The sequence below is a fragment of the Chitinophaga oryziterrae genome (genome assembly GCF_009758125.1).
Lineage (GTDB): Bacteria > Bacteroidota > Bacteroidia > Chitinophagales > Chitinophagaceae > Chitinophaga > Chitinophaga oryziterrae.
In genome coordinates this window covers 199,497-212,432 of sequence record NZ_WRXO01000004.1, presented here as the reverse complement: position 1 = coordinate 212,432, position 12,936 = coordinate 199,497, and the positions used below count along the sequence as shown (strand labels likewise).

Here is a 12,936-nt window from a genome sequence, read left to right as displayed (position 1 = left end):
ACGATTCCTGTTCACTTTTCAGTGAATGTTAATAATGCTAATAAAATGAAGTGGATTTATTATTGAGGTTGCTTATCCCTCATCGCCTGTTCTCTTTCTCTATCGGCTCGTAACCGGTCTCTCTGCGCCTGTTCTATATCCCGGCGGGCCTGCTCCCTGTCCTTATCTGCCTGGGCGCGGTCTCTGTCGGCCTGTTCGCGGTCTCTTTGCGCCTGCATACGATCTCTGTCGGCCTGCATTCTGTCTTTAACAGCTTGTTCGCGATCTTTTGCAGCCTGTTCACGATCTCTTTGCGCCTGTTCTTTATCACGGATGGCCTGTTGATGTGCCTGTTCCTTGTCACGCATGAATTGTTCTTTATCGCGGGCGGCCTGTTCCTGATCGTTTAATGCCTCTTCCTGATCCAGTATCGCCTGTTCCCGGTCTCTTTCCGCTTCTTCGGCGTCTGTTGGTTCTACCCGTTTTATTTCCTTCACCTGTTTTATCTTCTTATGCTTAACAACCGGTTTAACCGTTTTTTGCACAGGTTGTTGTTCCTGTAGTACAACATGCTCTTCTTTCACGATCGTCCTCACCTCCATTACACCGGCTGCAGTCACCATCACAGCAAGGATTAAGATCCCTGTCATGAAAAACACTTTCTCTATTGGATTGAGTGTATTATTCTTATTATGAATGATACGGCTCACTCTTTGCAACAGGTGATTTTTCTTTCCGGGAAAAGCGACCGCATAATTATTACTATGTTCTTTAAAGCTGATCAGCGCTTCTATAAACTCCCGCTTATTTTTCGTTTGTGCCAAAGCGATATCATCACAACAATGCTCACGTTCATCTCGTAATAATGATGATATCCACAATAATCCGGGGTTAAAAAAGAAGATCGCTTCCATAATATTCTGCAAGAGATTTACGCAATAATCATTACGACGGATATGTGCCAGTTCATGTAACAGCACTGCTTCTACCTGACTGGCAGGCAGTCCGGCCAATAAGCCTGCAGGTATCAGTATCACCGGTTTGAAATGTCCTATTATCAGGGGCATTTTCACATATCCGGATTCGAATAAAGTAACTGCTTTTTTTATCCGTAGCTGCTCACAGAGCAACACAATTTTGTCTTTCCAGAAATCTTCCGGGGAATAAATGTTCTTATATCTGGCACGACGGAGGTATACCAGTCCGCCCATCATTTTCACTGCTCTCGCTATAAATAACACAAACCATAACAACAACACCATAGGCGCATTTGCCGAGAAATAACTGATAACAGTTTGCGTATATTGTTTGATATTATCGGCCTGCAGGTGTAAGAAATCAATGGTCTGCAACTGGTTCTGCTGCCACTCCCAGGCGAAAGTAAACACGCAGCCTGTTATAAACAGCAGCAGCTGTAACAATATCAGGTTATAACGGATAGCCGAAGACGATCGTTTTGTGAGCATCAGTACTACACCTGTAATAACGGACAGCAGTAATCCCTGCCATAATGAATGGATCAGCGTCCAGCTGAAAGCCTGTACCAGTTGATCTGTTGTCATGTTTATTATTTATCCATGTTATCCAGCAGCTCTTTAATCTTCTTCAGCTCTTCTGCAGAGGTTTTATCATTGCCCAGTAAAGCGACCATCAGGCTACTGGGAGACCCATTATACATGGAATCGACAAAACGGCCCAGCAGGTTGCCTTTTACCTTTTCTTCCACCAGGTTGGCGCTATAGATATGTTTCATATTTGTCTCATCACGGTCCAGCATCCCCTTCTCTTTCATCACCTGCATCAGCTTTAAAGTAGAGGTATATATGACCGCCTGCTTCTGCTCATTCAGCTTGTCGTGTACGAATCTTACTGTGGATGGCCCGTGCTGCCATAACACCTGTAACACGTCCATTTCGGTCTTGGTAGGAACAACTTCATCTTTCATAATTTAAAGGTACGTATTAAAACGTACGTTACATCACGAAGGGTCACTTTTTTTGAAAAAAATTAACAGGCTCCTAAAGGGGCCCGAATTATCTATTCCGCTTTCAGACTCTTTACCGGGTTCATTAACGCGGCTTTGATACTCTGAAAACTAACGGTGAGTAATGTAATAATAAGGATGCCTGCTCCTGCTACTGCAAAAATCCACCAGGAGATATCAGACCTGTACTGATAATTCTGTAGCCAGTTATTCATCAGGTAATAAGCCAAAGGAACGGCTATCAGCAAAGAAATAAATACCAGCACCACGAAATCCTTCGACAATAACTTCCAGAGATTAAATACGGATGCGCCCATGACCTTGCGCACACCTATTTCTTTGGTACGCCGCTCAGCCATAAAGGATGCCATACCAAACAGACCCAGACAACTGATAAAGATCGCCAGTGCCGCAAAGAAACTGGCCAGCTTACCTATCCGCTCTTCATTCCCGAACTTCCGCGCATATTCATCATTCACAAACCTGTAATCAAAAGGTATATCAGGGTTATACTTTTTAAACACCGGTAACGATCTCCGTATTCTTTTTATCAAATGTGATGGTTTTGCCTACAGGATCTGCTTCTCCGAATAATTCCTTTGCCAGCGATTCGGACAACATCACCGATCCGGGGTCTTTCAGCCCTCCATAGGTTCCCCTCAGCATGGTAAGACCCATCAGTCCGGGCGCCCCCGGCTCCATGAATATACCTTCCTTTACAATTTTCTTTTCACCGGTAATCAGCAGGGAACTCCAGTTCCAGGAACTCATTACCACATGTTTAAAGTAGCTTCCGTAATCGTTGCGGAGCGCATCTCCCATAGGGAACGGCATTGTTTGCCAGGTACCAATGCTTCCATTGAAGTTCTGATTCTGCATTACCTGCGCAATGCGGTCGTAGTTTTTGTTGTATTTCTCGAACGAAAGCTCATCCCATATCCATAAACCAATGAGCATGGCCACGGCCATGCCTGCTGCTAATCCGCCAATATTGATAAGAGAGTAACCTTTGCTTTTTATAAGATTGCGCCAGGCAATTCTGAAATAGCTTCTGATCATAAGGGAACGGGTTCTAATACCCCTGGTTCAATGAAAAGTATGCCAATAAAAAATCACCTGATTTACAGGTGATTAAATAATTCAAATTGATAGAAGTGTCCGGTTTCGTTACACTATACTGTTCACTTTTGAGATAATACAAAGGGGATGATCGCTTTCATCAGTTCTTCTTTCAATGGCAGGTCCGGCTGGTTATAAGTCGCCCGGTTCGCGTTCCGCTCTGCAGGAGCTGCTTTAAGTATATGATTCATCCCTTCTATTTCCAGCAGTGTGGCGTCCGGTTTTGCTTTCTTCAACAGCGCTGCATCCCGGGTACTCACTTGTATGTCTGTTGTACCTTGTATAATCAATACCGGGATTTTCAGCTTTTTAATTTCCTGCTGCGGATCATATTTCATCCAGGAGGTCATATAAGGCTGTATAGAACTGTGAAATAACATATTCAGTTCACCGGAAGGCTCCTTTACGGGATACCCCTTCTTTAAACTATCCATCAGCAAAGATGCCTGTACGGCACTATTAGGCATTGAGATGTTCAATTGTTCCCGGAGAAGGATATCTGCGGCCTCTCCTGCTCCTGCAATAGAGATATAACCGGCTACATTTGTCTTTGAGGCCAGCATACCCACCAATGCGCCTTCACTATGACCAGCAACATATACCTGCGCATAACTTCCTTTCAGCATTTTAATCAATGATACTGCATCATCCACCATATTCTCAAATCGCAGGTCTTTCTCCTGTATAACATCAGAAGTTCCTATACCGCGTTTGTCATAACGCAGACTGGCAATGCCTGCTTTCTCCAAAGCTTCTGCCATCATTTTTGTGCAGTTGGTCCTGAGCCCCATCCCGCTGTTCCCATTCCTGTCCGTAGGACCAGATCCTGCTATGAATAACACTACTTTCTTACTCCCGGGTGGTGCTATCAGCGTTCCATGAATACCATTCAAAACAACATTATCACTATCTTTCTTTTCTTCATATGCGCCAAAATGAAGTCCTTCCAGCTGGTTATCATTATTCAGATACATCGATAACCGGAGCGTAACTTTTTCAAAGACGGCTTTATAGGCTTTTTCATTTCTTATGGGTGTTACACTTTTCAGCGCTCCGGCCTGACTATTCAACTGGTTAATCATCCCGGTCGTTTTATCCAACGATAATGCGGCTTTCATATTCGGGCCATACATATTGAAAAGACTGTCGGCCTCATTCTGATTATAATATCTCTGAAATTTAGCAACAGCAGCAGGATAATCGGCCTGCGCGATTACGCATACTGTATTTAACAGTATGATGAGAACAAACAAACCTCTTTTCATGATTAATGTAATGTATAGTAAAGGATAATTTTTGATATCACTTCGGCTGCGATCAATGATATAATAAACAGCCAAACGGATTTTTGTCCTCTGATATTAGCAGATACTTTAAATGCATTGTACATCAAGGCGATCATCCATATGCAAAAACCCAGAGAAATGAATATCAGCAGCAGGTCAAGCGGACTTATTCTTGTAAGATCCTTTATATGCGGGCCTAAAAAATTAATGAGCGCCAGGAAGGCAAAAGGCCAGCGGGCAAAGGCGAAAGTACCGGCTATATCAATGAACCTGATGGCAGAAGCAGAGAATACTTTTCCCATGATAAAGAACACAAGTACCAGACAACTCCAGTCTATAAATGGCTCCGCCACGTAATGCCAGGCAGGGTACACCTTATTACTTAATTGTAAATGCGCATCAATAGCGCCATCGAAATGAGTGTGACTATAATAAGCGATACAGGCGGTAGCAAGTATTATAATCCAGCCTATTACCAGCGATTTAAGACCGGCAATATATGTGAACGGATTAAAGAGCCAGGTTGTCATTTATCAGGTTTTAGAATTCTTTCGTTGGTCTCTATTTTCTGAATGAGATCATCCAGCAGATTACGTACAGTAGGATAACTCAGCCCAAGTTGCTGGGCCATCACTTTAAGGCTTCCACTGCTTTTCACAAAGTCCAGTACAAACTGTAATTCCTCTCCTGAAAGTCTTGCCAGTAAAGGCAGTTCAAAAGAACCGGATACCACTGTTTCACAGGCGTCGCACGACAGCGACGTCACTTTCAGTGGCGACTGGCAACTGGGACAAACATGCGGGAGCGATTTCTTTAACTGCTTCATTGTTTAATAAAGTTAAAGAAAATATCAATAAAATTGAGTTTTAGGTAAATATTATTTCATAAATGGATTAAATAGATTGGTTTTTACATACAAGGTAATTGGGGATAAAGAAGTTTTGATCATTAAAATCTCCGTTGTATATTTAGTATGACACAACCCTATTTTTGTTAATCATTAAACACCCTCAAATGAGAAATTTGAAAGTCCTCATGACTCTCCCATTATTTGCCATGTTATTGCTGTTCAGCTCATTCACCCCTAAACAGGCGCCAAAAGATGCTGCAATCGTAAACTATGCCTGGTACAATCCTGCCGGCCAGTTTATTGCCTGGAGTACATTGGCAAATGCTGAAATTGTCAGCGATGCTACTACAGACCCTACTAATGGAACGTTGGTAGCAATAGGATACTCCGATGGCGGGCCAACCGTGCCTCCAGTAGGAGCTCCTATATATCGGCTCTATACGCATCCATAATGAAGACACACCTCATTGGAAACGCCCCCGGAAAGTCAAACGCTTTTGGGGGCGTTTTTTTTCTTCCGAAACTATTTACACACGTACCACTGCAATACATGCAGCAAGCAAGGTAGCTGCGATCAATGCATAGTAGGCCCCACGGGTATAGACTTTACCACCAAAACGTATATTAATAATAGTAACCACCGCAAACAACCCCGTTTTAGGAACAACCTTATAGTAATTTACATGCGGGTATTTCAGCGCCACCAGTGCAATACCACTCAGCAGCAGTATTATACCCAATACTAAACCCAACGCCCCCCGTACACGGGTATTATAATCCTGCCACTGGGCTAATAAGGTACAGAGATAAACGGCAAAGCACAGAAAGTGGGTCAGAAGGATAACATTAAAAAGCAACATTCGAAGAGGATTTACGTGATATTAAAAGATAATAGGCCCCCAGTGCGATACCAAGTATCACAGCGGTTATATGTGGATATAAACGTGCTGTAAGATGGCCAGGTGCGCTGAGTACAATCAGGAAATCGGTAACAGGTACTATGGTAATTGCCAGCAGCAATATGCCCAGGCCACGTTGTGTACGTGTAAGCAGCATGGCCAGTATTGCAAGCCCTACGGCCATATCACGTATGCCTTTGATATAGTGAAAGGAATAATCATTGCCGGTAGGTGTCTGTATACCAAAAGCCAGTTCGGCCACATATGGCATAAGGAGAAAACGTGCGCCGATAAATACCAGTAACAGACCAGTGACTAATGTACATCCAAAAGCGATGGAAGAAATTGTCTTTTTCATTTGATGCATTTTTGATTTGATGCAACAAAGATAAAACCGGCTTTTGGCCGGTTCGTTCACCCAGGTTAATTAATTACGCGGAAAGCCTTTTTCTGATACGGCTTAATGAAGGTGGTTTAACGCCTACATAAGAGGATATATAATATTGAGGGATACGCTGTTGCAGATCAGGATAATCATTTAAAAAGTTGAGATAACGCTTTTCCGGTTCATCGGTATACATGGAACCCACCTGATTGATGGCTTGTAAATAAAGAGATTCGCAAATCAGCCGGCCGAATTTTTGACCTTCTTTGACTTCTTCATATAGCCTTTGCAGGTTATCATATGATATTACCTGTATTTCGCAGGCTTCCAGGCACTGTATACCACGTTGCGACACCGAATGGTCCAGAAAGCTCTGGTAATTGCAGGTGAATTCGTTCTCTTTTCCAAAATGCAGGGTCATTTCCTCGCCATTATCTTTGATCGCGTAATAACGGACCAGACCTTTTTGAATAAAACCTCCTTCACGGCAAACCTGTCCCGGGCGTAAAAAATAATCATTCTTCTCATATGTTTTACAAACAGTTATCGAGGATATGAATTCCTTCTCTTCGGCATCAAGATGAATAAAGTATTCGATGCCATTAATAATGTTAACATCCATACCTTTAAGATAATAATTATATACATCTTCTCAATAATTATATAACCCTTTTTAAGGAGTTAACACTACTTTTGGGCTGTTAAGCCAGGAATGAAAAGGACCAGGACCATACAAATCAAAGCGTTTTTCCTACTCGTAGTGTTCGCCCTGAATACTATGGCAGGGTTTGCCTGTGCTGTAGGTATGGAATTAATTGCACATCATCATGATAAGCATCATCACCACAAAACATCTGACAAACAGGATGATCACTGCTGTAATAAACATGTAATCAAGTTTTCGCAGTTAGATAAATTACTTGCCAGGTCTGTCAATACAGGCATCGAAAGCCCGGTTACATTTATATTTCTCCCCTCATTTTATTTACCTTATTTAGCTCCTTCTTTTAAAACAGAAAAACCAATACCCCGACAGCGGTTTTTCAATCCTCCTGACATACGTGTGTCCATTCAGTCCTTCCAGATTTGATTTTTGCAACATATACACCATTCAATGCGTCGAAAACATTGAACAATAGGCCATTTTATTTGTTCAGAAATTAAAAATAATACAAATGAGAAATATACTCTTTTTAGTAGTAATAGCTGCATTCGCAGCGTGCAACAGCGGTAATAATAAACCATCTGAAGGTAGCGACACCATACAGGCACAAACAGACACAATGGTTGCTAAACCATCCGCTTCCATAAAAGAAATCGTTGCGGGTTATCTGAGCATGAAAAATGCACTGGCAAACGATAATGGTAATGAAGCAGCCGCTGCCGGCAATACCATGGTATCTGCATTCCAACAATTTGATACCTCTTTGTTGACAGCCGGACAAAAGAAAACTTACGAAGACCTGGAAGAGGATGCCAGGGAACATGCTGAACATATCGGGAAAAATGCCGCTAATATCCCACACCAACGGGAACATTTTGATATGTTGAGCAAAGATATGTACGAACTGGTAAAAACCTTTGGTGGCGGCCAGCCATTATACCAGGATTATTGCCCTATGTACAACGATGGTAAAGGCGCTACCTGGCTGAGTGAAATAAAGGAAATAAAAAATCCGTACCTGGGTAAAAAGATGCCAACATGTGGTTCTGTAAAAGAAGAGCTTAAATAAATAACATGAACCGTAGCAAAAAAATACTTATCGGAATATTGATCGTATTAATCGCTATACAGTTTATTCAACCTGCCCGTAATAAAAACGGGCAGGTATTACCAACAGCTATTTCAAAGATGTATAGCCTTCCTGAAAATGTACAGGCTACCCTTAAAACAGCCTGTTATGATTGTCATAGCAACAATACGCAATACCCCTGGTATGCGAACGTGCAACCAGTCAGATCGATGCTGGACTGGCATATTAAAGAAGGTAAGGAAGAGCTCAACTTCAGTGAGTTTGGATCTTATTCCCACAGAAGGCAGATCAATAAGTTAAAGGCCATTGCGAATAGTATTGATGATGGCAGTATGCCTTTATCTTCTTACACATTGATCCATAAAAATGCAAGACTATCACCGGCAGAAAAAATATCGATCATAAACTGGGCGCGAAAAACAGCGGATAGTTTAACCATTAAATAAATACATATGGAACATCAACATCTTCATGCTGCACCCGGCATGAATCACGCAGGGCATGATCACCATTCCATGATGATCATGGATTTCCGGAAACGGTTCTATGTGGTATTCGTGCTTACTATTCCCATTATGTTATTATCAACGATGATACAACATTTTATGGGTGTCAACTGGCAGTTCGCGGGTTCACAATACATCCTGTTCGCGTTATCCTCTGTGGTGTTTTTCTATGGGGGCTGGCCATTTTTAAAAGGGCTGGCAGATGAGGTGAAATTGAAAACCCCGGGCATGATGTTTCTCATCGGCTTTGCCATCACCGTAGCCTATATATACAGCGTTGCAATTGTGTTTGGTTTGGAGGGCATGGATTTCTTTTGGGAACTGGCAACGTTAATTCTGATCATGCTGCTGGGGCATTGGATAGAAATGAAATCTGTAGCCGGTGCTTCAAAAGAACTGGAATTGCTGGTACAGTTAATGCCTGCCGAGGCGCATATGGTCATGCCGGATATGGTGCATGATGTAAAAACGGATACATTGAAAGAGAACGATATCATCCTTGTAAAACCAGGAGAAAAGGTAGCTGCAGACGGGATCATCTCAGAAGGAGAAAGTTACCTGAACGAGAGTATGTTAACGGGTGAATCCAAACCTGTACAAAAAGTAAAGGGGGATAAGGTCATCGCAGGTGCTATCAATGGCAACGGTTCTATTAAAGTGACGGTCTCTCATGCTGCAAAAGATTCTTATTTGTCGCAGGTAATAAAGTTGGTGGACGATGCACAAAAATCAAAATCAAAAACGCAGCTATTGGCTGATACAGCGGCAAAATGGCTCACCATCATTGCATTGATCTCAGGTATCGCTACCTTCCTGTATTGGTATTTAACCGGGCAATCCCTGGCGTTTGCAATGGAGAGAATGGTAACGGTCATTGTGATTTGTTGCCCTCATGCTTTGGGCCTGGCAGTACCGCTGGTAGTGGCAAAATCAACCGCCCTATCCGCTAAGAACGGCTTGCTGATCAAGAACAGGACAGCATTTGAAAATGCGAGAAAAATCACCACCATTGTATTTGACAAAACGGGTACATTGACCGTAGGGAGATTCGAAGTATCAAAAGTTGTATCATTACAAAAAGATATCAGCGAAAATGAAATCATCCGTTTAGCCTCGGCATTAGAGCAAAAATCGGAACATCCTATTGCTACAGGCATACTGCAAAAAGCAAAAGATCTATCCATCTCCCCTCCTGCAACAGAAAGTTTTAATGCAATTACAGGAAAGGGTGTTGAAGCAACTGTAGAAGGTAAAAAGATATTGGTGGTAAGTCCGGGATATTTAAAAGAGAATAACATCCCTATCCCTGAAGGATATACTGTCAATGATATAGAAACCGTTGTATTTATTATTATCAATAAGCAGTTAGCGGGATATATCGCGTTATCAGATGAAATTCGTCCGGAATCAGCCGAAGCAGTTAAAACCTTACAACAGCATAATATCAAATCCATATTGCTTACCGGTGACAATAATAAAGTAGCAAAGAGTGTAAGTGAAACTTTGGGCCTGGATAGTTTCATTGCCGAGGTATTACCCCATCAGAAACTGGAAAAGATAAAAGAGTTGCAAAACAAAGGTGAGTTTGTGGCCATGACTGGCGACGGTGTAAATGATGCTCCTGCGCTGGCGATTGCTGATGTTGGCATTGCTGTTGGCAGCGGCAGCGATATTGCGGCAGAAACAGCAGGGATCGTTCTGGTAAACAGCAATCCCAGGGACATTGTAAGTTTGATCTTATTTGGTAAAGCTACTTACAGAAAAATGATTCAGAATTTAGCATGGGCAACAGGTTATAACGTGGTCGCGTTGCCATTAGCGGCAGGTGTGTTATACAAACAGGGCATTTTATTAAGCCCTGCGGCGGGAGCCGTTTTAATGACTGTCAGCACCATTGTGGTTGCTGTTAATGCAAGCCTGCTGAAAGTAAAATAGGATTATAAGAGCCGCTTTGTATAAAGCGGCTCTTATATTAAAGTTATTCTACAAATAGTTTGTAACCAGACTTAAATCCTTTGTCGCCAGTCACCACCACATAATATAACCCTGGCTTTTTACCATTCAGGTTACAGTGGATCTGTTGTGTACCGCCTGTCTCTGACCTGATAGTGCCGAGATTATCTACCAGACTACCCTGTGTATTATATACCCTGATAACGGCCTGTTCATTCTTTTGCAAGGTCATTGTTATCGTGGCTACACCTGTAGTAGGATTCGGATAGATAGCCGGGGTGGATGCAGCAATCTCTGATGCAGGAAGCACATAACTTGCCATTGTAGAGACGCAGCTTGCGGCTGAAGGTGTCTTCCCTGTAACTTCCATCCAGTCAATATCCGCAGTGGCGGTAGCCGCTACTGATTGCAGACGGATGGTATTGTCACCGGCATTCAACGATACAGAGGCAGTAGCATTCGCAAATACAGTACTGCCGCTTGTTTTGGGGAATGATTGTGCACTGTTGACAGTAACCCCGTTTATGATCAGCGCCATTGTATAGGTATTACTGCTACTGCTGTTTACATAACGCCAGTTAATGGCGTATGTACCCGCTTCAGGCACATTTATCTTCCAGCTTACACCCTTATCCGCTGCATTGGCCAGGTTGATCACTTTGCCATTTGCGGCACCGCTGTTGCTACTGATAGCACCATCATAACTACAAAGCCCCTGTGAGGTGGAAGCATCGTCTTCTATTCTGATAGTAGTATCAGTGATACCAGTAGTATCGGTAGTCGTAGAGTCAGCGGTATTCTGTGCCTGGAAGTTAGCTGTAACGGATTTATCACTGTTCATGGTTACACTTACTACAGTGGAAGTATCTGATATAGCGCCACTCCATCCGGTGAAGGTATATCCCGTTGCTGCAGTAGCTTTTACGGTTACTACAGTTGCTGAATCATATGTTCCGCCACCGGTGATCGTCCCCCCTGTTGTGGGCGCCGCGATAGTGCTTAACGTGTAAGTCACTGGTGCAGGCGTGGTGGTACTGTCGCAGTATGGGCTTGTTAATGTGGCACCAGCACCTGCCGTCACCAGGCTTTTCACATTTGCGGCAGATGTGATGGTCAATGTGTAAGGAGGGGTGAATGCTGCGCCACTGTTTGTAGTGTCACCGGAAGTATTGGTAAAAATATTATTCCTGGAGGTCACGGCAGTAAATGTATTATCCATCGTGGTGATAGCGTTATTCACATTCTCAAACACATTACTTTCCACCAGCAGATCTGCTTCAAAACCAGCCGTTACACATTTTGAAGCAACAGTGCTATTGAAAAAGTTGTTGACCATATGTACTTTCCCAAATCTTACCCTTGGCATGCGTTCTTTGCAACCCTGTGCCCACCAGCAATGCTGCATGGTTACACGCAGGTGTCCCCTGTCGCCGGTAGCGCCGTCACTGGAGCCAAACAGGTCGGAGAAGCGGTGATCATCCGAGCCTCCGGGGCCACCTGCCCTGGGCGCTTTTAAGTAGATAAACTTGCACCAGGTGACCGTGATGTAGTCGGCCATGTTCTTAATGTCCAGGTTACCATCCATTCCATCCTGATATTCGCAATGATCTATCCAGATATTGGTGCTGTTGTCCAGGGTCATGTTATCCCAGCCATCGGTATCATAGGCTCCTGGTCCTTCTAATGTGACGTTCCTGAAAATGATATTCGAACATCTTTTTACATACAGTATCCCTGAGCCATCTTTTGTCTGGTCAGTCGACACTAATTTAGAACCTGGTAAACCATAAATCGTCTTTCCTGACTGGTCCTGTAAGCTGATGCGACCCGCAGAAGGAATGGTGATCGTCCCCGATATATGGACAACCTTCACGGAAGAAGAAGTAATGGCGGTTTTAAGATCATTGTAATTAGTAACAACAGTAGCAGTGGCTGTTCCTCCACCTGTTACACCTCCGTTTTGGCTGGCCCAGCCAACAACTGCACATTGGGTCTGTGCAAATAAATGGGCATGGCATAATAATGCCATCAATAAAAAGCGGGCTTTTCTCATAGGTTTTGTTTATGGTTAATGGTTATAAATGTGCTCACATGGCATTGCTCTGCCAGAATTTTCGTTTACGTACAATCATTGTTCACTGCCCCAAAATGCTGATTTTTTTCTAATTTTTATACCCTTAACAATAATTTATTTATGCAAACGTTCCCGGGCGCAGAGATT

At 43.0% G+C, this 12,936-nt stretch carries 16 protein-coding genes; 5 read left to right on the top strand and 11 right to left on the bottom strand.

What is annotated here, in order from left to right; all coding sequences use genetic code 11:
* Positions 1–59 precede the first annotated feature (59 nt).
* The 7 genes from GO495_RS15870 to GO495_RS15845 all read right to left on the bottom strand — a co-directional run bounded on the left by GO495_RS15870 (position 60) and on the right by GO495_RS15845 (position 5,194).
* Positions 60–1,541, bottom strand: coding sequence for a M56 family metallopeptidase (locus tag GO495_RS15870; RefSeq protein ID WP_157300699.1), 1,482 nt, complete (start codon positions 1,539–1,541; stop codon positions 60–62).
* Positions 1,542–1,546: 5 nt separating this feature from the next.
* The gene (locus tag GO495_RS15865) at positions 1,547–1,924 is read right to left on the bottom strand and encodes a BlaI/MecI/CopY family transcriptional regulator (RefSeq protein WP_157300698.1); all 378 of its coding nucleotides are present in this window, start codon (positions 1,922–1,924) and stop codon (positions 1,547–1,549) included.
* Between the two features lie 92 nt (positions 1,925–2,016).
* On the bottom strand, positions 2,017–2,517 hold the full coding sequence (locus GO495_RS32185; RefSeq protein WP_240915244.1) for an ABC transporter permease: 501 nt from the start codon (positions 2,515–2,517) through the stop codon (positions 2,017–2,019).
* Positions 2,480–3,022: an ABC transporter permease gene (locus GO495_RS32180; protein ID WP_240915243.1), complete on the bottom strand. Its 543-nt coding sequence runs from the start codon at positions 3,020–3,022 to the stop codon at positions 2,480–2,482. The genes GO495_RS32185 and GO495_RS32180 overlap by 38 nt, the downstream gene beginning before the upstream one ends.
* A 122-nt stretch (positions 3,023–3,144) precedes the next feature.
* Entirely contained in the window at positions 3,145–4,347 is a 1,203-nt protein-coding gene (locus GO495_RS15855; RefSeq protein ID WP_157300697.1) for an alpha/beta fold hydrolase, read from the bottom strand.
* Positions 4,348–4,349: 2 nt separating this feature from the next.
* Entirely contained in the window at positions 4,350–4,898 is a 549-nt protein-coding gene (locus GO495_RS15850; protein WP_157300696.1) for a hypothetical protein, read from the bottom strand.
* Positions 4,895–5,194, bottom strand: a complete 300-nt coding sequence (locus GO495_RS15845) for a DUF2089 family protein (RefSeq protein WP_157300695.1) — start codon at positions 5,192–5,194, stop codon at positions 4,895–4,897. Before GO495_RS15845 ends, GO495_RS15850 begins: the two co-directional genes overlap by 4 nt.
* A gap of 188 nt (positions 5,195–5,382) precedes the next feature.
* Here GO495_RS15845 and GO495_RS15840 point away from each other — a divergent pair, with 188 nt between their 5' ends.
* On the top strand, positions 5,383–5,670 hold the full coding sequence (locus GO495_RS15840) for a hypothetical protein (protein ID WP_157300694.1): 288 nt from the start codon (positions 5,383–5,385) through the stop codon (positions 5,668–5,670).
* A gap of 75 nt (positions 5,671–5,745) precedes the next feature.
* Here GO495_RS15840 and GO495_RS15835 read toward each other — a convergent pair whose 3' ends face one another.
* From GO495_RS15835 to GO495_RS15825, 3 genes are all read right to left on the bottom strand, one after another.
* Positions 5,746–6,078 carry a hypothetical protein gene (locus GO495_RS15835; protein WP_157300693.1) on the bottom strand — a complete coding sequence of 111 codons (333 nt, stop codon included), beginning with the start codon at positions 6,076–6,078 and terminating at the stop codon, positions 5,746–5,748.
* Positions 6,065–6,475, bottom strand: a complete 411-nt coding sequence (locus GO495_RS15830; RefSeq protein WP_157300692.1) for a DUF4267 domain-containing protein — start codon at positions 6,473–6,475, stop codon at positions 6,065–6,067. Before GO495_RS15830 ends, GO495_RS15835 begins: the two co-directional genes overlap by 14 nt.
* 73 nt (positions 6,476–6,548) lie before the next feature.
* The gene (locus tag GO495_RS15825) at positions 6,549–7,124 is read right to left on the bottom strand and encodes a Crp/Fnr family transcriptional regulator (RefSeq protein WP_157300691.1); all 576 of its coding nucleotides are present in this window, start codon (positions 7,122–7,124) and stop codon (positions 6,549–6,551) included.
* 90 nt (positions 7,125–7,214) lie between these two features.
* On the opposite strand from GO495_RS15825, the gene GO495_RS15820 reads away from it, so the two are divergent.
* The 4 genes from GO495_RS15820 (at position 7,215) to GO495_RS15805 (ending at position 10,697) form a co-directional block, all read left to right on the top strand.
* On the top strand, positions 7,215–7,592 hold the full coding sequence (locus GO495_RS15820) for a hypothetical protein (RefSeq protein WP_157300690.1): 378 nt from the start codon (positions 7,215–7,217) through the stop codon (positions 7,590–7,592).
* Positions 7,593–7,677: 85 nt separating this feature from the next.
* Positions 7,678–8,235, top strand: coding sequence for a DUF3347 domain-containing protein (locus GO495_RS15815; protein WP_157300689.1), 558 nt, complete (start codon positions 7,678–7,680; stop codon positions 8,233–8,235).
* 5 nt (positions 8,236–8,240) lie between these two features.
* Positions 8,241–8,702 carry a heme-binding domain-containing protein gene (locus tag GO495_RS15810; RefSeq protein ID WP_157300688.1) on the top strand — a complete coding sequence of 154 codons (462 nt, stop codon included), beginning with the start codon at positions 8,241–8,243 and terminating at the stop codon, positions 8,700–8,702.
* 6 nt (positions 8,703–8,708) lie between these two features.
* The gene (locus GO495_RS15805) at positions 8,709–10,697 is read left to right on the top strand and encodes a copper-translocating P-type ATPase (RefSeq protein ID WP_157300687.1); all 1,989 of its coding nucleotides are present in this window, start codon (positions 8,709–8,711) and stop codon (positions 10,695–10,697) included.
* Between the two features lie 43 nt (positions 10,698–10,740).
* Here GO495_RS15805 and GO495_RS15800 read toward each other — a convergent pair whose 3' ends face one another.
* On the bottom strand, positions 10,741–12,768 hold the full coding sequence (locus tag GO495_RS15800) for a pectate lyase family protein (protein ID WP_157300686.1): 2,028 nt from the start codon (positions 12,766–12,768) through the stop codon (positions 10,741–10,743).
* Positions 12,769–12,936 lie beyond the last annotated feature (168 nt).